This is a genomic window from Mesorhizobium sp. 43Arga (assembly GCF_053714255.1).
In genome coordinates this window covers 321,803-344,151 of record NZ_JBSKBO010000006.1, presented here as the reverse complement: position 1 = coordinate 344,151, position 22,349 = coordinate 321,803, and the positions used below count along the sequence as shown (strand labels likewise).

15 protein-coding genes and 4 pseudogenes are annotated in these 22,349 nt (G+C 60.3%); 4 read left to right on the top strand and 15 right to left on the bottom strand.

What is annotated here, in order from left to right; genetic code table 11:
• Positions 1-69 precede the first annotated feature (69 nt).
• The 14 genes and pseudogenes from ACWGS8_RS22415 to ACWGS8_RS22350 all read right to left on the bottom strand — a co-directional run bounded on the left by ACWGS8_RS22415 (position 70) and on the right by ACWGS8_RS22350 (position 16,789).
• On the bottom strand, positions 70-759 hold the full coding sequence (locus ACWGS8_RS22415; protein ID WP_454582935.1) for a response regulator transcription factor: 690 nt from the start codon (positions 757-759) through the stop codon (positions 70-72).
• On the bottom strand, positions 749-1,144 hold the full coding sequence (locus ACWGS8_RS22410) for a response regulator (RefSeq protein WP_454582934.1): 396 nt from the start codon (positions 1,142-1,144) through the stop codon (positions 749-751). Before ACWGS8_RS22410 ends, ACWGS8_RS22415 begins: the two co-directional genes overlap by 11 nt.
• The gene (locus tag ACWGS8_RS22405) at positions 1,141-1,782 is read right to left on the bottom strand and encodes a response regulator transcription factor (protein ID WP_454582933.1); all 642 of its coding nucleotides are present in this window, start codon (positions 1,780-1,782) and stop codon (positions 1,141-1,143) included. Before ACWGS8_RS22405 ends, ACWGS8_RS22410 begins: the two co-directional genes overlap by 4 nt.
• Before the next feature lie 362 nt (positions 1,783-2,144).
• On the bottom strand, positions 2,145-6,146 hold the full coding sequence (locus tag ACWGS8_RS22400; RefSeq protein ID WP_454582932.1) for a PAS domain-containing protein: 4,002 nt from the start codon (positions 6,144-6,146) through the stop codon (positions 2,145-2,147).
• Positions 6,147-6,464: 318 nt separating this feature from the next.
• Positions 6,465-8,075 (bottom strand): MDR family MFS transporter, encoded by a 1,611-nt coding sequence (locus ACWGS8_RS22395; protein ID WP_454582931.1) that lies wholly within the window; start codon positions 8,073-8,075, stop codon positions 6,465-6,467.
• A gap of 130 nt (positions 8,076-8,205) precedes the next feature.
• A complete protein-coding gene (locus ACWGS8_RS22390; protein WP_454582930.1) occupies positions 8,206-9,501 on the bottom strand; it encodes an HlyD family secretion protein in 1,296 nt (431 codons plus the stop codon).
• Between the two features lie 10 nt (positions 9,502-9,511).
• Entirely contained in the window at positions 9,512-9,805 is a 294-nt protein-coding gene (locus tag ACWGS8_RS22385; protein WP_454582929.1) for a hypothetical protein, read from the bottom strand.
• 456 nt (positions 9,806-10,261) lie between these two features.
• Positions 10,262-10,699, bottom strand: coding sequence for a CBS domain-containing protein (locus ACWGS8_RS22380; protein ID WP_454582928.1), 438 nt, complete (start codon positions 10,697-10,699; stop codon positions 10,262-10,264).
• A 37-nt stretch (positions 10,700-10,736) separates the two neighbouring features.
• Positions 10,737-11,147: a cupin domain-containing protein gene (locus ACWGS8_RS22375; protein ID WP_454582927.1), complete on the bottom strand. Its 411-nt coding sequence runs from the start codon at positions 11,145-11,147 to the stop codon at positions 10,737-10,739.
• Positions 11,148-11,238: 91 nt separating this feature from the next.
• Positions 11,239-12,075 carry an alpha/beta fold hydrolase gene (locus tag ACWGS8_RS22370; RefSeq protein WP_454583045.1) on the bottom strand — a complete coding sequence of 279 codons (837 nt, stop codon included), beginning with the start codon at positions 12,073-12,075 and terminating at the stop codon, positions 11,239-11,241.
• Between the two features lie 491 nt (positions 12,076-12,566).
• Complete coding sequence (locus tag ACWGS8_RS22365; protein WP_454582926.1) at positions 12,567-13,325, bottom strand: SDR family oxidoreductase; 759 nt, start codon at positions 13,323-13,325, stop codon at positions 12,567-12,569.
• Positions 13,326-14,053: 728 nt separating this feature from the next.
• Positions 14,054-14,921: pseudogene (locus ACWGS8_RS22360) on the bottom strand (MBL fold metallo-hydrolase).
• 149 nt (positions 14,922-15,070) lie between these two features.
• Positions 15,071-15,550 (bottom strand): VOC family protein, encoded by a 480-nt coding sequence (locus tag ACWGS8_RS22355; RefSeq protein WP_454582925.1) that lies wholly within the window; start codon positions 15,548-15,550, stop codon positions 15,071-15,073.
• 309 nt (positions 15,551-15,859) lie between these two features.
• Positions 15,860-16,789 carry an MBL fold metallo-hydrolase gene (locus ACWGS8_RS22350; RefSeq protein ID WP_454582924.1) on the bottom strand — a complete coding sequence of 310 codons (930 nt, stop codon included), beginning with the start codon at positions 16,787-16,789 and terminating at the stop codon, positions 15,860-15,862.
• 512 nt (positions 16,790-17,301) lie between these two features.
• On the opposite strand from ACWGS8_RS22350, the gene ACWGS8_RS22345 reads away from it, so the two are divergent.
• From ACWGS8_RS22345 to ACWGS8_RS22330, 4 genes and pseudogenes are all read left to right on the top strand, one after another.
• On the top strand, positions 17,302-18,132 hold the full coding sequence (locus ACWGS8_RS22345) for an alpha/beta hydrolase (protein ID WP_454582923.1): 831 nt from the start codon (positions 17,302-17,304) through the stop codon (positions 18,130-18,132).
• A gap of 151 nt (positions 18,133-18,283) precedes the next feature.
• Positions 18,284-18,629, top strand: a pseudogene (locus ACWGS8_RS22340) (DUF5996 family protein).
• A pseudogene (locus ACWGS8_RS22335) lies at positions 18,571-18,756 on the top strand (DUF5996 family protein); the annotation flags it as partial. The pseudogenes ACWGS8_RS22340 and ACWGS8_RS22335, both read left to right, overlap by 59 nt.
• Positions 18,757-18,878: 122 nt before the next feature.
• Positions 18,879-19,177, top strand: a pseudogene (locus tag ACWGS8_RS22330) (DUF5996 family protein); the annotation flags it as partial.
• A gap of 579 nt (positions 19,178-19,756) precedes the next feature.
• Here the strand turns inward: ACWGS8_RS22330 and ACWGS8_RS22325 are convergent.
• Positions 19,757-21,565 (bottom strand): hypothetical protein, encoded by a 1,809-nt coding sequence (locus ACWGS8_RS22325; protein ID WP_454582922.1) that lies wholly within the window; start codon positions 21,563-21,565, stop codon positions 19,757-19,759.
• Positions 21,566-22,349 lie beyond the last annotated feature (784 nt).

The window sequence follows — 22,349 nt, the reverse complement described above, 5'->3', positions numbered from 1 at the left end:
GACGAAGGACCGGTCAGCAGCACAGGACAATCCTATTGGACCCAGGCATGGACAGCCTTATGCCAAGGTCTAGGTCGCGCTATCTTCGCGCATCGGCGCGGGCAGTGTTTCCCATGCCCGGATTAACTCGCCGATCGAAGCGGCCTCCATCTTGCGCATGACATTGCCGCGATGCAGCTTGACCGTCACTTCACTGATGCCGAGGTCGAAGGCGATCTGCTTATTGACTCGCCCGCGCGCGACTTCACGCAGTACCTCGCGCTCGCGTGGCGTCAGAGCCCCCACGTGCTCGATGTTGCGCTTGACGACCACCGCTTGCGCCCGCAGCGCAGCATCCATCGCAATGCCCGCGATCACAGCGTCGAGCAGTGTTTGGTCGCGCACCGGCTTGGTGAGAAAGTCCACCGCGCCGGCCTTCATTGCTTGGACAGTCATTGGAATATCGCCGTGCCCGGTCAGAAAGACGATCGGCTTAGGGTTTCCGCTTTTCGCCAGATGACGCTGCAGATCGAGACCGCTCGCTCCTGGCATCCGCACGTCGACGATCAGGCAGCCTGGACTGTCCAACACATCGGCGTCAAGCAATTCGCGGGTCGAGGCAAAGCAAACCGGCTGGAAACCCGCCGACAGGATCAGTTCCGACAGCGCCTCCCGAACAGATGCATCGTCGTCGACAATAATGACGAGCGGCTGCTCCCCTTCACCCTTCGGCTGCACTACCGGCGCCGATCTCCGTAAGAGCGGCTGGTCAACTCTCATGTCCGTCCTCCGTATCATGGTTGCACAAAGTCTCGCCGACGGCCGCAAGCAGGGCGTGAGCGTCGAAGGGCTTGCGGAAGAAGCCGCTGATGCCCTGCGCGCGGTCCTGATCGGCAATCTCGTGGCGGCCTGTGATCAGGAAAACCGGCAGTTCCGGACGCGCCCTCCTCACCAAGTCACGAAGTTCAAAGCCATCCATGCCAGCCATCCCGATGTCGGTGATAAGCACGTCCAGCCCCGATAGCCCGCTGATCAACAATTGTCGCGCCGATGAGAAGCAGCGGGCCACATAGCCCGCGGACTCAAGAAGTTCCTCCATTGACTCGAGCAGTCTTGGATCGTCGTCGACAACCGCCACTACAGGTTTATAGACGCTCACGCTCACTCTCCTCCCGCTCGGCGCGAGTGGGTAATCGGTATTTCCAGTCGCTCCGCGATTCGCACGAGATCGGCGAGGGACGCCGCCATCATCTTCTGCATGACGTTCCTTCTATGGATTTGCAAAGTGACCTCGCTGATCCCGAGTTCGGCGGCGGCCTGCTTGTTAAGCAGGCCACTCACCACTAGCGGCAGCACCTCACGTTCGCGTGGCGTGAGTTCCAGATAGCGCTGCTTCAACACGCCAAGTTCGGCACGCTCCGATCTGATTTCCCGATCTCGGGCGATCGCCATGCGGATTGCGGCCATGAGATCGGAGTCGCTGAAGGGCTTGGTCAAGAAGTCTACTGCACCATCCTTGATTGCCCGGACGGATGACGGGATGTCGCCATGCCCAGTTATGAAAACGATCGGCGGATGATCCCTTTCCGCGATCTGCTTCTGTAGATCGAGCCCGTTGATATCCGGCAACTCGACATCGAGGATGAGGCAGGCTGGGACGTTTGGCTTGTCCGCGCTGACATAGTCGCCAGCCGATCCGAACGCGACGGCACGCATGCCGTGTGAGGCAACCAGTTCGGTGAGAGCCTCCCGAATGCGCTCATCGTCATCTACCACGAAGACAATATGATCACCTGTCGTCATGGCACAGGCCTCCCTTTCGGGGGATTGTTGACGCTCGTACAGCACTTGCTCTCAGCGGTTGAATCTGAACTGATGGGCTCACCTCACTAATCTAGTCCCGCCACGCCCCGACCGCACCTCATGGAAATCCATGCATTGTATTGCGATTTGCCCGTGGATGCTTTTAAGGCAAATACTTGTTCCCGTAAGATGGCTTCGCACCAGAGCGCATAGGAACGGCCCGACGAGCTGTAAGCGCAGTGCGCAACTGACCGCCAAAAACGTAAGCCGCGCCGACGGATTCGAACGCGACTGCACGCAGGCTGAGGGGCTCCTGATACGTCTATGATCATTAAAGACGAGACCGCGAGGTCCGTTTGGCGTCATGACGCCGTTTTGGTTTCAACAGGCAATGTGAAGATGAATTTCGTCCCTGCCGGTTCGTTCGCCTCTGCCCACAACCGTCCCCCGTGGGACTCGACAATCGAACGGCAGATCGCAAGGCCCATACCCATGCCCTGTTCTTTCGTTGTGAAGAACGGCTGGAATATCTTGTCAGGAAACGCGACACCCGATCCACGGTCGCTGATCTCAGTCTGCACCACGTCCGCCGTACGGCGCACACTTATCCCAAGGACTTTGTCACTCGCCACGGAGTCCATCGCCTCCATGCCGTTACGCATCAGATTGACCAGTATCTGCTGGATCTGGACGCGCCCGAGTGCGACCGGCGGAAGATTGTTTTCAATATCAATGCTCATTCTAACGTGACGCAGCGCCGCCTCCTCGGCCATGAGGTCACGCGCTTCGGCTACGACGCCACCGAGCACAGTAGAGCTTCTGGCTTCCGTGGACTGTTTGAACAGCGCACGAATTCGGCTCACGACCTCGGCAGCGGAGTTCGCGTCTCGGATTATGCGCTCGGCCGTGATCTTCGCACGCTCGAGGTTCGGGGGGACGGCGGACAGCCAACGGTGGCAGGCGTGGGAATTGGCGACGATCGCGGCCAGCGGCTGGTTCACCTCATGAGCGATCGAAGCCGAGAGCTCCGCGAGGCTCGCCGACTGACCTGCTCGTGCAAGACGTTCTTGCGCCGAGCGAAGCTCTTCCTGAGCCCGCACCTCACCGTCGACGTCCAGGGCGACCGTGTGCCAATGCAAAATGGCGCCGCTCTCGTCTCGCTGCGTTTCAGTGCGAGTGTCGACCCAGCGATAGACACCGTCCGCGCGGCGCAACCGATACTTCAAGACGTTGCCCTCGCCCGAGGCGAGAGACTTGGCGACGGTCGCTTCGAGAAGGCTCGCGTCATCTGGATGCACGATAGCCCTGATGATCGACAGGAATTCATTGCTGCCCGGCGCGTTCATGACGTCCGGACCAAAGAAATCGGCGCCGCGTTGGTTGATGAACGTGGTGATGCCCTCGGACGACACTCGCGAGATCATTACGGGGACCACGTCAACGAGCACCGAAAGTTCCCGCTCCCGCTCCCGCAGCGCTCCCTCGGCGCGCATCTGGTCCTCGACGTCGAGAGAGACCACGTACCATTGCGCGATCGTTCCATCTTGATGCCGCACAGGCTCGGCGCGAGTGTCGACCCATCGATACACTCCGTCGGTGCCACGCATGCGGTACTTCATCGCATAGCCTTCGCCGCTCGCAACGGAATGGCGCATCGCCGCTAGCAGCTTGGCGGCTTCGTCAGGATGAACAAAGTCCTCAACGACGGGCGCAAGCCCGCTCGCGCCAGGCTGGCCTACCTTCTCCAGCCCCACACCTATGAAGTCCTTCAGACGCTGGTTGAAGAAGACCGGGTCTCCTTTCGGCGTGAGACGTCGGATATAGGCCGGGACCATGTCGACCAACTGCAAGAGTTCCCGTTCCCGCTCGCGCAGCGCTGCTTCCGTAAGCTTCTGTTCGGTCAAGTCGAGAATGTAGGCGACGCCCTGCGTCGAGTTCCCCTCAAAACAGGCAGCCCCGATCAGTACAGGCACCCGGCTGCCATCTTTCCTGAAAAACTCCTTCTCGCGGGCTTGCATCTTGCCTGTCGTCTTGAGCTCCTCGGCCTCGTCGAGGGCATGTACTTCTTGCCATTCCGGTGGCGTCATATCGAACCATCGAAGCCCCGCCTGCAAATCCTCGCGGTCGCACTGGACCATACGGAGAAACGCGTCATTGGCGTCGATAAGCCGTCCGTCCAGGTCCCAGATAACGATCCCGATGATATCCGAATCGACCAGTCGCCTAATCCTGCCTTCTCGTTCCGCAAGTTCGCTGTAAAGGCGCACCTGATCGTCTATGTCGAGAGAGACACCGTACCATTGTACAATCACTCCGTCTTGATCCCGCAGCGGCTCAATGCGGTTGTCTACCCAACGGTACACGCCGTCCGCACGACGCAGGCGGTATTTTCTGAAAAGGGGCTCGCCGGTGAGCAGAGAGTGGTTGAATGCGTCCGCAAAGCCGGCTGCATCATCGGGATGGATGGCGGCCGCCATGACGGCCGCAAGCCGGCTCACGCCCGGCTTTTCCAAATCGGTTATGTCTAGTCCGAGAAAATCGATCAGGCGCTTGTTGAAGAATGTCGGATCGCCATCGGGTGACATGCGACCGATGTTGACAGGGACCATGTCTACGAGCAGCTTGAGTTCCCGCTCGCGCTCGCCCAACGCATGTTGCGCGCGCATCTCATCGTCGATATCGAGAGAAACGCCATACCATTGCGCTATCGATCCATCTTCGTCGCGCCGAGGCGCTACCCGGCACTCTGCCCACCGATAGACGCCGTCCTTCTCGCGCCAACGAAAGCGCATAGCGGACGAGCCGCCAGTTTCGAAACAATGCTGTAATGTGCGCTCCACCTCGGGACTATCATCGGGATGCACCAGTTCTTGCAGCAGATTTTCGATACGGGGTTCTTCAAGAGTTTCGAAATTCGCGATGACATCGCGGAAATGATCTGCGTATCGCTTGTTGAAGTAGACCGGCCCACCCGTAGGCATTGCGCTCCAGATCCGGACCGGCACGGCGTCGACCATCTCCTGGAGCTGCCGCTCGCTTCGTCGAAGCGCCTCTTCCGCGTGCACTTGATCGTGTATGTCATGGCACAAGCCGTACCACTGAACGATGCGCCCGTGCTGGTCCCGCATGGGGTCCGCCCGGCTCGACATCCAGTGGTAGACGCCGTCGGCGCGACGTAGCCGATATCGCATCGCGAAGCTCTCGCCTGTGTCGAGGCAGCGACGCAGCGAGTCGCCGAAGCCCGCCGCGTCATCGGGATGGACTGTCTCCACAAGCGTCCGCAGCCTGCTTATTCCGGGCTTACTCAAATCCGCTATATCTAGCCCTAGGAAATCGACCATTCGCTTATTGAAGAAAGTCGGCTCGCCGTCGGGCATCAGTCGCCAAACATGGCTCGGAACCATGTCCACCAGTTGCGAGAGTTCTTGCTCACGGTCGCGCAGCGCCTCCACGCTTTCACGCAATGTGAGCAACGCCAGCTGGTGCTGTCGGGATATGGCGGCCACGATCAGTGCTGAAAATGCCGAGATCCCCAGGAAAAGCTGCAGCATGGTATGGTTGTGCTTCAGGGTCCCGGGATCACCGGCAAATTCGCCAGCACCGAATGCCGTGAATGCCGCTGTGATCAAAGCAAGGAGGATCAAGGCGACGGCAGCGCCCTTGAACTCAAAGCGCACCGCGGCCCAAAGAAGGGGAGGCATAATGATGTAGGCGAAAGGCAAGTAACCGCTCAAGGAAAGTGCGGCGACACCCAGAAAGATCAGCCCCAGGACGCAAACTTCCATCCATTGCGTGGCCGAGAGGTAGGCCCTGGCTCGCCAGTTCTGGAACACAACCAGAGAAAGGGGCGCCACGATCAGAACCCCGGTGGCGTCTCCGATCCACCATAGGGGCCAAGCCCCCGTGAAGGTTTGCGATTGCATGCCAAACCAAGCAAGTGTGGCGCTTCCCACCGTCGCGCTTACGACCGGCGCAATTCCAGCGGCAAGCACGACGAACGCAAGTACTTCCTGCAGGCTTTCCAGTTCTCCCGGCCGCTTGCTGGTCCGATTCACGAGCCAGGCGCCGGCTGCCGCCTCAAGAGCGTTGCCGACAAAAATCAGCAAGGCCGCGGCCGGCGGACTGTGGAACCAAAGGTAATTGCTGAACAGTTCAGCCAGGCAGCCGGATAACACCCACCATGGCCAACTGCGCCTGGAGGCAACAACAAGCGTGGCAATGAAAAGCCCGCTGGGAGGCCAAACGGAAATCCCTGTTCCAGGTACGATTGCGAGCAGCTGAGCAAAACCGCAACCCAAGACATAAGCCGCGAAAAAAAGTCCCAAATGTAAGAATTTTGGACGCCGCGACCAGACGCGCACCATCGGCTTCTCCTGCCTGACAAAGACGGCGTGAGGATCGTCAGCGCTTGGCGTAGCACCTACCTGGGCTCGGGAATTCACACCGCATCCTAGTGCCACCATACCAGAGGCGCATCCTATGGAAATCCATGCATTGCGCGCCACTGGCCCTGGGCACGAACCAGCGAATGCCCCTTGATAGCGTCCTCGCCCCTGCTGGTAGGAGGGCGAATTCCGCTTAGCTTACCACGATGTTTGCAGTCTGGATCCAAGATAAGAGCGGAGATTTCTACTGACTGCTCTCGCCTCTGGGCTTCAGTCCATCTCGTCGATCACACCGTGTCAGTGGGCGCCGCCGGCTGTTACGTGGCCGGGCTTCTTCAGCAGCAGGACCGCCGCCAACGCGATCGTCAAGCTAACGCCAAGCAGGAAGAAGGTGTCATTAAAGGCCATGACGTAGGCCTGCTGGCGGACCCTCAGCGCGATCGCAAGAACTGCTTTTTGTGCGGCGAGTGCCTGGTCGTTGATACCATGCGAGAGGAAGTAGGCGGTAAGCCGCGCGATGCGGGCGCGGGTTGCCTCCTGAAACAGGGACACCGATTGTACAAGCACGTTCGAATGGTATTGCTCGCGCTTGGTGAGGAAGGTTTGTAGCAGCGCGATGCCGACGGCGCCGCCGAGGTTGCGGGTCATATTGAAAAGGGCCGAGGCCGAGCCGGCATTTTCCGTCTCGATACCCGACGTGGCGATCGCCGAGAGCGGGGCTAGTATAAGGGCCTGGCCGATGGCGCGCACGATATTCGGCCAGAAAAGCTGGTCGCTGGCATATGATCCGCTCATGTGGATGTTCATGAAGTTGGAGGCGGCAAACAGCGCAAAGCCGATCGCGATGACGAGACGAATGTCGAACCGCTGCATGAGGCCAGGCACCAGCGGGATCAGGACGAGCTGCGGCAGGCCGGTCCACGCAAGCACCAAGCCGATCTGCTCGGAATTGTAGCCCTGAATGCGGGCGAGATAGACAGGTACAATGAAGACCGAGCCGTAGAGGGCGATGCCAAGCAGGAAGTTGGCGAGGATGCCGAAGCCGAAGTTCCGGCGGACCAGCAGCCTGAGATTCAGCAGCGGATGGCTCGACGTGAACTCGATCCACACGAACAGCGTCAGCGACACGGCTGCGACGATTGCCAGCCGTGCGATAAATGGCGAACCGAACCAGTCTTCCTTGTTGCCCTCCTCTAGCACGGTCTGCAGTGCAGCGAGCCCGAGGGCCATTGTGGCGATGCCCGACCAGTCGCCCTTGCCTAGCAGGCCAAGCCGCATCGGCTGGCGGTCGAGCGAGAACCACAGCATGCCGACCATCAGTGCCCCGGGCACCAGGTTGACGTAGAAGATGTACTGCCAGCCCCAGTTTTCAGTGAGATAGCCGCCGATAGTCGGGCCGATCGCCGGCGCGAAGGTAGCCGACAGTGCAAACAGCGCCAGGCCGATCGGCTGCTTGGCTTTCGGCAGCAGTGTGATGACGATGGTGAAGGCGAGCGGGATGAGCACGCCGCCGGTGAAACCCTGGATCGCTCTCAGAACGATCATCTGACCTAGGTTGGCAGCGAAGGCGCAGGCGACCGAGAACGCGAGGAACAGCGCCGCATTGGTGATCAGATAGTTGCGCAGCGAGAAGACTTGGGACAGCCAGCCGGTTAATGGGATCACCACAATCTCGGCAATGAGGTAGGACGTCGAGATCCAGCCGCCGTCGTCGATGCCGGCCCCGATCGCCCCCTGGATGTCGGCAAGCGAAGCATTGACGATCTGGATGTTGAGCACTGCCATAAATGCGCCGAGGGCAGAACCGACCACCGCCAACCAAACCCGTGCCGAATTGGCGGTACCAACTGTCCCGGCAGCGCTCTGGGCGCGAGCCGAAGTTGGGAACGAGGAGACGGCGGAGGTCATGGTTGCGGCTCCTCGAGCGCATTGAAGAATGGGCCTGACAGCCGGTGTCGATCATCGCGCGAACGGTGGAACGGCTGTCAGTCCGCACCGTCGGATTGGCGTTTCTGGCAAGCTCGGCTTGATTTGACGCTCAACGCTTTTCTACCGGGGCGCCGTCCGCCGCAGCCTCCGTGTTCCGGGCGAATGTGTCAGCCTGGGCTGACCTGCCTGCTTCAGCCAGCACGGTCGCCTTCGTGTCGATGGTCGGCTCGACGGACATGCCGGGCCTGAGCAGCCCGCCGAACTCGTGATTGTCGATGGCGATCCTCACTGGGATACGTTGCACGATCTTGGTGAAGTTGCCGGTTGCGTTGTCGGGCGGCAGCAGTGCGAATTCCAGCCCGCTCGCCGGCGACAGGCTGTCGACGTGCCCCTTCAGTTGGACACTCGGTAAGCCGTCGACGGTAACGCGCACCGGCTGACCGTCGCGCACATGAGCGAGCTGCGTCTCTTTGAAGTTAGCGACGACGTAAACCGCATCCATCGGCACGACAGCCATCAGTTGCGTGCCTGATCCCACATACTGCCCGATCCGAAGCGTGCGCGCGCCGACCGTTCCGTCAACCGGTGCCGTGATCGTAGCGTAGGAAAGGTTCAGCCGGGCCTGCTCGGCCGCTGCCTCAGCACGGTCATTTTGGGCCACGGCACTGTCGCGCTCGGTGGCGAGCACGTTGATCTTGGCCTGTGCGGCGGCCACGGAAGCCTCGTCGCGGTGCAGGCCGGCGATGAGTTGGTCGGCTTGGGCGCGGCTTGCTTGGGCTTTCTGGGCAGTGCCAGTGCCGCTCCTTGCCAACGTCGTGTATCGATCGGCGTCGGCGCTGGCGAACGTCAGCGAGGCCTGCGTTGCGGCGACCGTCGCCTTTGCCTGCGCGATCAGCGAATGCTGGAGTGCAATCTGTGCGTCGAGGTTACGGACGGCCGCCTCGGCGGCCTTGACCTCGGCATCAGCCTGGACAAGCGCGGCCCGGAAGTCGCGGTCGTCGATGCGGGCGAGAACCTGCCCTGCCTCGACCGTCTGGTTGTCGTGCACCAGCACGGCAGCGATATAGCCCGAGATCTTTGGCGCCACAGTCGTGTAGTCGGCCTTCAAATAGGCGTCGTCGGTCGACTCCAGGTACTGGCCCGTGATCCAGTAACCGTAGCCCCAATAACCGCCCGCAGTTGCGCTGGCCAGAAGCACCGTCGCGAATGCGATGCGCTTTAAGTGACGGCGCCTGGACACCGGCGCGATGATGCCATCGGGAGTAGCCTCCGTGGAAACCGGCAGGGGGCCCGGCTGTTCCGCTGAGGGCCGAGCGGGTTGCTCGACGAAGGCCGCCGGCTGCTGCTGAGGCTCCGCCGACTCGGGTGCGTTGGAGAAGCTGGTGGTTGCAGGCATCTCGGACATGTCATTCGTCCTATCGTTCATGCCGTTCGCCCAAAAGCTGCCGTTGGACCGGCGGTGCGCCCCAAGAACGTCCGATACCCCTACCCTTCAGCACCGGCAGCACCTGCCTCGATTCGACACGACGTGCATATGCCGGTCGCGCGCGCCGGATGTAGTGGAGATCGGGTTTGAAGAATGGCGAAATGAATTCGCGGACGGCAGATGCCAATTGCATGAGTCCTTGCATCGCAACGACGGTCCGGGCAACGAACGCTGGCGCGGCCAGATTGGCGCGGTGCAAGGGCATTGCAATGAGACTGCGCATTGCTTTCCTCCATCAAGGCTGTGTAGCGGTCGGGGGCAGAATGCCCCTAACGCTCAAAAAATCCGGACAGGTAAGGCGCTCGCCTCCCTCTTCGTTAGCTGCAGAGAGAAATTGGAAAAGCCCCTGCATTCGTTATCCCTGTCTCTTTCAGTTTCCACGGTTCGAAGCACATTTTGAAACAAACCGAAAAGAAATCATCTATTCCAACGTACAGGATCTGCAATCCAAACCGCGAGCGGTGCTATTTTAATTGTATAGACTGACGTCAACGGAATCCCACGTGATGACACGCTTCTTCGTACGAGAAAATCTTTGAAACGATCAGCTGGTGGCCGATCGATTACTTGGTGATAACTAGGCAAGGCACCGCACCTACGACAGGACACGCCGACTGCGCCAACACGCGCGCTCGGGCAACCTCTCGGACACTAAGCGTTGAATACTGCGCGGCGATCGCTAGCGATATCCAACGCCCGTGACGTAGTTGAAGAGCATTTGCTCCTCCACCTGTTCTTCACGGAAAAGAGCTCTCATCGCATCGCGTATATCCAATATGCCGAGAGGCTTTGCGCCGACGTCGAGCACAGGGAGGTTTTGCAGGCTTCGCGAAGCCATGGTCTGGTAGACGGTGTGGAGATCATCCTGCGGACCGCATGACACGATTGAGCTGGTCATGAGGGCCGAGGCCAGCGGCGCCGGCGATCCCGGGCCGGTAAGGTGGCGGATGAGGTCGGATTTGCTTAGAACGCCTGCCGCCGCTCCATCGTCGTCACACACAACGACAAGGCCAATACCGGGCTTCGAAAGCGAAAGAGCGGCGGCTTGCACCGCCGCATTGGCGCCGATCACCACCAAGCGAGCCTTCGTCATCGCGTTGAGTTGTTCGATTTGCATCAAAGTCCTCCAAGAGATCGCCTTTCCTTCGTCGAGTTCACTTGTCGAATGTCGTTAGATTCGTATCGTTCGTGTCGACGACGAATACGGCAAGCATGCGCGCGCGCTCCGTCTTGCTGGCATTCTCCTCGAAGGTGTGATGATCACCCGGAGACTCGGAAAAGTTCTCGCCGGCCCGATATGTCTTCACCGGGCCGTAATTGACCTGAGTGTTGATTGTTCCTTCGAGGACCGTGGCATAGATGAAGGCCGATTTTGCATGAGTATGCGCCTGGGAACTTCCGCCAGGCCCGTATTCGACGAGCACGCCCTTGATGCTCTTGCCTGGCACGTTGGGCAGCGGCTTGTCGTAGACCAGCGTGGCCTTGGCGCCATGCGAATCGTCAGCCAGGGCGCCGGTTGCGGAGATGGCTGCGACGGCAGCGACGAAGAGGATCGTTCTGATCATTGTCTTGGCTCCTGTTTGTGAAAGGGGGATCGCCGGCCGATGGGAGGGGCGGCCGGCGATCGGGCTCTTGCCGGGGGGACGCGGCGCGAGCCTATGACCTGATGAAGGCGAGGAGGTCCGGATTCACCGTGTCGGCATGGGTCGTGCACATGCCGTGCGGGAATTTCTCGTAGACCTTGAGCGTCCCGTTCTTCAGGATCTTTGCCGAGAGCAGTGCCGAGTCGGCGATCGGAACGATCTGGTCGTCGTCGCCATGCATCACGAGCGTCGGCACGGTGATGGCCTTTAGATCCTCGGTGAAATCGGTTTCTGAAAAGGCCTTGATGCCCTGATATTGTGCCTTGGCGCTGCCCATCATCGCCTGCCGCCACCAATTTTGAACTACGCCCGGAATTGGCTTCGCGCCCGGCCGGTTAAACCCGTAAAAAGGACCACCCGAGAAATCGAGATAGAACTGAGCCCGATTGTCGGCGAGCGCCTTGCGCAAGCCGTCAAAAACTTCGATTGGCAGGCCGCCTGGGTTCGCAGGCGTCTTCACCATGATCGGCGGCACGGCGCCGATCAGCACGAGCTTGGCGACACGGTTCTGATGCTGACCGTGCCGCGCGACATAGTGAGCAGCTTCGCCGCCACCGGTGGAGTGACCGACATGAATGGCATTTTTCAGGTCGAGATGTTCGAACACGGCCGCGGCATCAGCGGCGTAGTGATCCATGTCGTGACCTTCGCTCACCTGTGCCGAGCGGCCATGGCCGCGCCGGTCATGGGCGACGACGCGGTAGCCCTTGTCGAGGAAATAGAGCATCTGGGTATCCCAATCGTCGCCGCTCAGAGGCCACCCGTGGTGGAAAACGATCGGTTGGGCATCCTTGGAGCCCCAGTCTTTGTAATAGATTTCGGTGCCGTCACTGGAGTTGATCATGCCCATGGTCGTTGTTCCCTTGCTTGCCTTGGAAGATGAAGGAATTTGGTGTTCCCGCGCCTGAGTGGGGGCGGTTCGGGACAGGCTCGCCGCAACCGTGGCGCCAAAGACCCCCAACAGGACATCGCGGCGGGACGCACGGCGGACCAAATCGTCTTCGATGTCGCCGACATTGCGCGGCTGATGTTCGTGCTGATCGCGCATTACCAATTTGCCGTTGCTCCGGCGGCCGCGCATGACGGCCGCACGGTCGGCTTTTGCCATGTAGCGGCCTTCAGCCAGAGTCTCGATGAAATGCTCAGCTTCCCAGTCTTCGATCCACGGTCCAGCGACGTACTTTTCGTCGTTGTAGACGTAAAAGCCGGTAATTCCATTTGTCATCGCCTGCTCTTTAACATGGTACGTCATCTGATTTTCTTCTTTCTTATTTTTCAGAATATTGTGATGCTCGGAATTTAACTTGAGGACCGAAGCATCGACGACATGCGAGCCGCGTATCAGTGCCGCTGGAGCGGGGCGTGGCTGAACCAGTCTTCGAAGCGAGTTGTACCGATGCGCGGATGGTCGCCTGGCACGAGCGAGCGGTCGTTCAGCTGCGTGCCGAAATATAGCGCTTGAGGATCCGCGGTTACCTTGCGCGGATCGTTCGTGGCTTTCAGAAACCGCGCAACCATCTCACTCATGCGGATCGGTTCCGGGCCTGCGATCTCTATCACGCCGTTGACCGGCGGCGAGAGCGCAACATCGGTCATGATGTCCGCGACGTCGTCAGACGCGATTGGCTGAAAATAGGCACTCGAAACTGTTGTGGTGTCCCCGACCGTTCCTGACTGGGCGATGCCGCCCAGAAACTCGAAAAACTGCGTCGAGTGGACGATGGTGTAGGGGATGCCGGAACCTCGGATGAGCTTTTCCTGAGCCATCTTGGCGCGCATATAGCCGCTGTCAGGCAGACGCTCGGCCCCCACGATCGAAAGTGCGATGTGGTGCTTCACGCCCGCCACCTTTTCTGCTGCGAGCAAATTCCGACCGGAGGTCTCGAAGAACTCCAGCACTGCCTTGTCCTCGAAGGAGGGCGAATTCGCCAGGTCGACGACGGTCTGCGCTCCGGCGAGCGCTTCGGCTACGCCTTCGCCGGTAATCGTGTTGACACCACCGTTCGGTGACGCGGCAAGTACTTCATGTCCCTTCCTGCGCAGCCGCTGGACTGTTTTCGAGCCGATCAGCCCGGTACCACCAATGACCACGATCTTCATGACGAACCTCCTCGCTCGTGTTTCAGAGTTGATTTGTCTGATCGAGCCGATGGCCTAGTGGGCATCAGCTGTCTTCTGCTCCCGACGATGCACCGGAGCTGCAGGCCCAGACTATCGAACGGAAGCATCTGTCATGCGATGCTAAGGTCTAGGATAGATGCGTCCGTAGATTGGGGACCCTAGTCAGCGAGGAGACACCGTCTCATGTGCTAGCCAAGCCGACATGCGGTCAGGAGAGACCGCATTCAGCAGCGAGGTGAGCGGAAGACAGCTTTCGGCCAACGCCAAAACTCCTCGACCAGGATGAGGCGCAAGCTGCCGTTTGCGTCGTGCAACGTGGGTCGGCTTCGGGTCAGACTTTCCCGTTCCCCACAGCTCATTGTCGGAGGGAGACAGGTCATCACGCCCATAGAAAATATCGCAGGTTTTCCGAGCGCGGGGAAAGGCGGTGGCGCTCACCCGAATCGAACCCGCGCGCACTTTGCAGTGCGACAGCGCCCGTGATCCATGTCGTCAAAGCCGCGAGCCTACGAGGCGACAGCGCACGCAACGGCCGCACCTGGGCCTGCAGCCGAGACAGCCACAGACCCGACTGACCGAGCACGTCCGCTCCGCCTCGACCACGGAGCGGACATCCCTGATCGCTAACACATTGCATGACCAGATGATCATGGCGCGATGGTTCTCGACGGCGATCGTATCGCGGCTCGTTCGGACCTAGCGCGCGGTCAGTAGTCCCACCAGGCCGGCACCCAACGGAAGAGGTTGCCGACGGCCGCCACGCGGCCGATGGACGGAAACGGCATGTGCGTGGACACCAACCACGCGCCGGTCTCCGCCAGCTCCCGCATTAGACGGAGCCGAACGCGGGTCGCCTCCTCGGGGTCGTGTTCGAAACCGTTGTGCCATTCGGGGTGGTCAAACGAGATCGGGAATATCGCGTCGCCGGCGAACATCAACCGGTCACCGCCGGACGTTATGCGGACCACGCTGTGCCCGGGGGTGTGGCCGCCGGTGCGTTGGACGACCCACGCCTGGCGCCACCTCGTAGTCAGCCTCGAACGGCCGTAGCTGGCTGTGATACTCGTTCAGGAAGTGCTTGGCAGACCGGCGAGCCACGTCCCAGAGCATCGGCCCCATGGCGGTGCGGGAGAAATCGGGTGACTGCCAGAACTTGGCCTCGGCGGCGGCCAAGTGAATCCGCAGGTCCGGGCGCATCTGTTCCTTCACCCCGTCGACCAGCAACCCGCCGACGTGATCAAAGTGCATGTGGGTCAGCACCACGTCTGTCACGGACGCGAGCTCGACGCCGACGGCCGCCAGTCGATGTCCAAACTGCCCGGCCCGCGGGAAGTCCGGAACCTCCCCTCCTATTCCACTGTCGATGAGGATGACCTTGCCGCCGCTGCGCACCACGACCTCGTTCAGCGCCCAATCGAACGAGTCCCGCGACAGGAACATGTCGTCCAGCCAGCCCCCCCGGACGGCCGGGTCGGCGTTGGTGGCCATTGACTCGGCTAGGGGCGCTACCACCCCGTCGCTGATCACCAGGACATCAATGTCGCCGACCGGCACGGCATAGCGCGAGGGAACCAACTCGTCGGGTCTGCCGAATGCCGTCCATTTTCGTGATCACGTTCATTGTCTGTGTCCTTTCGTCATCTTGCTGTTCATGGGTTTGTCGAAAGTGCGCCAGATTGGCAGGTGGTGGGTTGCCGACCGGAATTGCCGGCCGGTGACAGAGTTCAGCCAGAGAGGTCCTCCGGACGCTTTGCGGCGAGCTTGCCGTGCGGCAGGCCGGTGGACTGGCCGACCTCGATGAGGTAGCCGTCCGGGTCACGCATGTAGCAGCGAATCTCCGCTCCACGATCGATGGGCGGCGTGACAAACTCCGCCCCCTTTGCCTTCCATTCCTCGTAGCAGGCCTGGATGTCAGCGACCCGCAAGTTCAGGAAGATCGAGGTGGTGTTACCGGGCTGGTAGTCGACCACCGAGATGCCCGGCTTGTCGCCGGTGGGCGGCCCGCCGGGGTTCATGATGATCCACGAATTGGACAGCTTGACCATGCACGGGTTCTCGTCCAGGACGACGGCGCCTCCTAACACGCGCGAGTAGAAGTCCCGGGACCGGGCGACCTTGCGCACGGTGATGAACAACGTCACCAGAATGCCCTCGCCTGGCGCGGGCAGGTTGGCGAAGTCGATGCGGGGGGCGGGGTCTGTCATGGGTTGCTCCATTTCTGCAGCGTTGCTCCCGGAAGGCCGGCCGGCGCCGGCCGGGTCAGGGTTGCGAGGACCGCGCGCAGCCGTTGCAGGATGCGGCGCACGCTCCGCCGAGCGCCTCGTCCATGAGGCAGCGGATCGTGCGCACGCAACGGCCGCACTTGGGGCTGCAGCCGAGACAGCGATAGATTTGGCTGATCGAGCACGTCCGCTCCGCCTCGACGGCGAAGCGGACATCCTGATCGCTCAATACGTTGCACGAACAGACGATCATGGCCCTGTAGCTCCTTTCGGCCCTAACTCAACAAGCGGTCAGTAGTCCCAGACGGCCGGCACGCAACGAAAGGCGTCGCCGTCCACCGCCACATGGCAGACCGAGGGGAACGGCAGGTGGGTAGCCACCAACGGCTCGCGGTTCGCCGCGAGCTGCCGCATGAGACTGACGCGGACGCGTGCCGCCTCCTCGGGGTCGTGTTCGAAGCCGTTGTGCCAGTCGGGATGATCGAATCCGACCTGAAACACGAGATCCCCGGCGAATGTCAGCCGATCGCCGCCTGACGCCAGGCGGACCACGCTGTGCCCAGGGGTATGGCCGCCGGTGCGTTGGACGACTACGCCTGGCGCCAATTCGTACTCCTGATCGAACGGACGCAGCTGGCTGCGGTACTCGTTCGCGAACCGCTTGGCAGCCCGCCGAAGCGCGTCCGGGAACCCTTCCGGCATGGAGACGCGGGAGAAATCGGGCGACTCCCAAAACTTGAGCTCAGCTGCTGCCACGTGAATCCGCAGGTCCGGACGCAGTTGGTCCTTCACTCCGTCGATGAGCAGCCCGCCAATATGGTCCATGTGCATATGGGTCAGCACCACATCGGTCACTGACCCGAGATCGATGCCGGCAGCCTTCAGTCGATGGATCAACTGCCCAGCCCGCGGCAGGTGCAAGTCCGGGTCCGCGCCCAGGCCAGCATCGACGAGTATGGTCTGGTCGCCGCTGCGCACCACGACCACGTTCAGCGGCCACTCGAGCATCTCCGGAGACAGGAACTCGTCCTCCAGCCAGGCTGACCGGACGGCCGGGTCGACGTTGTATGCGATGGTCGGGGATGGAATTGGCAGGATCCCGTCGCTGACAACCAGCACGTCAATCTCGCCGACCTTCAGCGCGTAGCGCGACGGAACGAGTTCGTCGGACCCAGGTCGGCCGGAGTGTGAAATGTCGTCCAGGCTCATGTTTACGTTCATGTTCGTCTCCTGTTTATCGCCTTTCCCACGGTCATATCGACCGCCTCCGCCGCTGACCCCGTGGGTTGGCAAATGCTTCCAAGGACAGCCACCCGGCGTCTGCGGAGATTGCGCCGCCGTTGGCATGCGCGACTATCAAACGGAAGTATCGGTAAGGCAGTGCGAAGGTCCATGGCAGACGCCGTTGCAGGCACGGGTGATCTGGCGCAAGCGTCGCAAGACACCGCTCGAGCAGGCAACAACGGCAGTGCCTCTTGCATCTCGGCGGTACGCCGGACGCGTAAGATCACGATCAATCCTATACTGCGGTGTCGGTCGTCCACGGCCTTGATGCAGTCGACTGCACGCGCGCTCTCGACATACTGTTCTCCATATGAATCCGGTCGGCACGCTGGTCGATCGGCAAACGTGGAGCACAGACGTGTGGCACCGACAGACGGCCCAGCCCGATTGGTGATGGCGCTGCGCACCGGACGCCTCACGGTTACCAGGCAGAACCAACGGAGCGACCAATGTCCAAGACCATCATGCTGATTCATGGCGCCTGGCTGAACGCCCACAGTTGGGAAGGCTTCAAGGCCCGCTATGAGGCCAAGGGCTATGCGGTTGTCGCTCCGTCGTGGCCGCTCGACGACCGTTCTCCGGACGAGCTACGTGCGTCCCCAAATCCCGCTCTTGCCAAGGTCGGCATTAACGAACTCATCAATCACTACGATCGCCTCATCCGCGCGCTGCCCGAGTCGCCAATCCTGATCGGGCACTCGTTCGGAGGCACCGTTACGCAGCACCTGCTTGACCGTGGGCTCGGCGTGGCCGGCGTTGTCATTGACCCCGCGCCGACTTCTGGCGTGCTGGTCGGGTGGCAGACCATCAAGTCGACCTTCCCCGTGTTCTTTTCCTGGGGAAGCTGGCGGCGGGTCATGACCATGTCGCGCAGGTTCTTCAGCACCCGTTTCGCACAGATCGTGCCACCAGCCCAGGTCGATGCCATGTATGACCGCTACATTGTCCCCACGCCTGGGAAAATCTACTGGGACGGTCTGGTCTCGGCCGCAGGCAAAATCCGCTGGGACAACCCCAATCGCGCACCTCTGCTTCTCATCGGCGGCGGCATCGACCTCATTGCCGAGGCCAAGATGACCAAAGCCATGTTCAAGAAACAGAAGCAGGCGCCGTCGAACACCGAGCTCAAGATCTATCCCAACCGCGCCCACTGGACCTGTATTCAGCCGGGCTGGGAGGAAGTCGCAGACTTCGCGCTTGACTGGGCTGTGAAGAACAGCCGCCGCCAAAGTTCTGCCGCTGAAGGCGGTACAGCCGCCCTGAAAATCGGCAAGTCTTGATCGGTGATGAGCTATCAAAAGACTCAAAACGTCATCAATCAAGCAAACATACTCGACGTGCGTGCTGATAGCACCTGCTTACCAAGGTTCGGAACGGTGAAGAAACGCCAGCACAATGGAGCCGGTCGGATGACCAGCACAGCGAGACCGCCTGGCCCCCTACGCCGACTGGGCTGAGACCTATACCGCGCTGCATCTTTGGACGCAGATCGTCGGCAAGTATCGCCTCGCGCACGAGCGCCACGCTCTACGTTACGCCGCGCGGCCTGACGACGGGGATGGTGCCCGACGGGGAGACGGCCAATTCCTTGAGATTCGATCTTCGGAACCATGTTCTGGTCGGGGAGACGCGGGATGCCCGCGAGATTTTCCCCTTGGAGGCGATGAGTGTTGCTGATTTCCTGGACTGCCGCGCTGGTCGAGCGGCTTGGCGGGCGAATGGACATTCACGGCGCTCCGAACGAGATCCCCGATGCCATGCCCTTTGCGCAGGATAATGCGCCCCGGCCCTATGACGGAGCGGCAGTACAGCGCTTCCACGAGGCGCTGGTGCGGATCGACCGGGTGTTCGGTCGGTTCCGGACCGGATTCCTCGGCAAGGTTTCGCCGGTGCACCTTTTCTGGGGATCCTTCGATCTTGCCGTGACTAGGTTCTCTCATCGGAAAGCGGCCGCTCCACCCGGGCGGGGTACTGGGCCCTTCCCGATGCGGTTACGCAGGAGGCGTACAGCCACGAGGTATCCTCGGCCGGGTTCTGGCCCGGGGCAGGAGGCGTGGGCGAGCCGATGTTCTATTCCTACGCCTATCCAGTACCCGACGGATTCGCCGACCGGCCCGTCGCGCCGAGCGCGGCCGCTTCGAGCGTTCCCTGGGCGAGTTCCTGCTGCCATATGAGGTCGTGCGGACGAGCGCCGATCCGGAGGGCGACCTCATGAAGCTTCTGCAATCGACCTACGCTGCCGCAGCGGAGACCGCGAAGTGGGACCGGCAAGCACTCGAATGCGACTTCGGCGTCCCGGGGGTACCGCGTTGGGTGCTCGTCTAAACAGGCAGCGGTTAAGTTTCGGTGGTCCCATCGATCGCCAGCGAAAAAGAGAGCGTGCCGGCAATTTGCGTCGTGTCCAGCGGCAAGGTCCGCTTCAGGAAACGAAGAGGCTGATCGCAACGTCCGATATGCATGAGGCGCAGAGACGACGATAGCGCGGGAATTGCTCGATAACACCCTCAGGGACAGGCGACGCGGGCCACGACCGAAGGCATAACCGAGGACGAGCCTGATCGCTTCGGCACCATATCCCTTGCCGAGATATGCTGGGTCGTCGATGCCAATGGCGCCCTATTGTCCTGCCAGTCTATACGGTGGAGGCGGACATGACAAAGCAACCTGCATCGATCACCCAGGCACAGTGCAGTTGTTCGATGAAGCGAATGGCGGCTTCGGCTCCGTCTCGGGTAAAGGTTGCGTTTGGGTCGAATGTCCCACCGTAAGCTTCAACGATCTCGCGATGCCGTCCAAGCGCTAGTCGCGTGTCCACATCTTGGGGCGTTGGCCTGCGAACGATGAGACGAGCGCTTCGGAGTTCCGAAAGATCGGCTGTCATTTCGCAGAACTCTGTCCCGCTTCTTAGGGGCCAGGCTGGGCAAAAAGATCATCCCTAGTAATGTTTCCCAGTTTTAGGACTTCTCTCGTGAGAGTTTCCGCGAGTTCAGGGTTCGTCCCCAGTAGGTGGTCGTGGAGCTGTTGGAACTGGCGTATTTTGACGGCAACGGCACCGTTGCCCGTGGGAATGCCGAACATGTCCTCGGGGGTCCACTGGTAGATGTGCTCGCGCCAGCACCGGACCATTTTTTCGAGGTAGGACAGTGACCATTCAATCTCTGTATTGTGGAATGTAACGTCTGTTGATACGGACCGAGCGGGGGTGGACGCGGCAGCGGCGGTTAGCGTTTCGCTCACCGTTGCAGACACACTCAGGCTGAACTCCGAATACGGCGCATCGGATTCTAACTCCAGGCGGTTATCTATAATTCGATACTTTACGGTGATGCTTTCACTTCGAAACTGCCTGCCTAGACCTGGATCGCCGGACCGCACATTGACCGAAACTTCCATACTGGTCTGCGCAGGGTCAACTGCCACGTCGTTAATTGTCCAAACGTATCCCGGCTCTTCATACCCCTCAGAGAGAGCCGCCAGGACGACTTTGGTGGACTTTAGGTGGCTGCGCTGGGAGTATGAGCTTTCAGGAAACATTGTGCACGGAGTCGCATACACCCACTCCCAATCTGTCGTGTAAGTAACGGTTGACGAGATCTGCGCCGCTGCGAACTGAATCGTGGCTTCGCCCAATTTAGCCCCGCCAACAGTAACGCTCGCAAAATCGGAGTCGTCGTTGAAATTGTTGAGTCGGATGACCAAATTTCCGATCCGATAGTCTCGATCACCTTCAAGGCTAGCAAACGGTATGCAACCAACATAGGTAATGAGTTTGGTGGAAGGATCAAAAGAATGAATCACGGCGCCTGCGACACCTGAAATACCGGGCGCTGGAGACGCGTTGAGACCTTGGTCGTACTCGCGCGGTCTGCGAATTTCGATTCCATATCCATTTGCGTCCCCGTATGCGGGCGGAACGACTGCCAAGACCTTACGACGTGTTGGCCAAGACGTTACTCCTACGTCGAGCGCTCGGAGGTATACATTGACGTGAGCATCTTGGAATGTGGCCGGGAGCTCTTCAACCGAATCGGCATGCACGAAGTCTCCGGTCCGATTTACGAAGAACTGTAGGGGGGTAACATACGGACCGGCTATGCGCATAACATCCGTCGTAGGCGGAGGGTTGCCGTCGAAAGGCGCAAGACCTGCCGGAAGCTGTGGAGAGGCAGGGCGCTCGAAGGCGTTATCGGGGAATACAGAGGAACTCATCGTTGAATAGGGACTGCCGTATTCGCCTCCCGCTTTATTTCGTTCATGCTGAAATCCGAAATTGTGCCCAAACTCCTGACAGATCGTGTCGAACCGTGCACCCTTGTTGACGACCGCAACGACTATGCTTCGTTCGCCGGTGCCGTCCTTGCGTTTGACGCTATAGCTGCCGCCACCGTGAAGATCTACCGCAGCAGGAAACCAGATAACGACGTGGGCGAAAGTGGACCAATCTGGGTCCCACTCGTTAGTCGCCCCGGCGAGGACAGCATTCACTAGCCTTTGCCGGGGCGTCGTGCCGAAATTCGGATCATTGCGTGGGTCAGCAAGCTGAAGTATCGGCAACAGCTGATAACTTAAATCGATTTGCGAGAAAGATGTTTGAGACCAATAGTGGGCGACGCTGTAGGGTATTGTAGGGTCAAGCCAGTTCCGCATTTCGGCGTCGGACCAGACGTCGCTCACTGGAGTGGCTGTAAAATGAGCGCGTATGACTGCAAACATCGGCTGCCATCCTCATTCAATTTGAATTGGCTAAACCAACATCCACCGGATGATTGGCCTCGATGGTCAAGTTTTGTGTAAAGTGCCGCGATTTGCAAGCTCTGACGCTGACAGCATGAGCGGTCGCGCATCAAAGCCCGGGACTTCGGCGTCCTCCACCCCAAGAGGTTCGATTTTTTCCGTCTTCAAGACACGGTACTCACCCATGGTTTTCGCTGGGACGCATGACAGCCGCCCGCCTCACGCCGGAGCATGTCCCAGGGATTGGTGTAGCTGACGGCGTTGGTCGCCGAGCTCTCCGGCCCGGGCCGGGATGATCAGCTTGCCACTAAACACCAGGTGCCGTTCTAGCCATTTGATGGTCGGGCGGCATAGAGCGAGAGCCGCCAGCGGTGACACATCCCTCAGGTGATTATGAAAGGTCCGTGAACACCATCACGCCTAGGATCTCCCTTGTTCATGACCATGCAGGCCTCAACCGGGCCGGAGAGATCGGTCCTTGCGTCGGCAGGTGCCCCCCAGGGAACCGTCAAAAACTTATGGTATTGGAGAAGATTAGGCAGGGCCTTGCGCTTTCCTCATGAGGCAATTTGCAATAGGGAAGGTCAAACCCACAGGCCAATAAGAGAGCGATGTCATGAGGCGGTACTCAGCCACCCCTCGCCCGCTTACTGTGGAACGGATCGGGCGCGCGCTTGACCGTGTTGCAGAGATCATTGTTGCGCTTGGCGACAAACGCGAGGCATGGCTTCCGCTCTATGATCACCTGGAACGTGCGATGCGA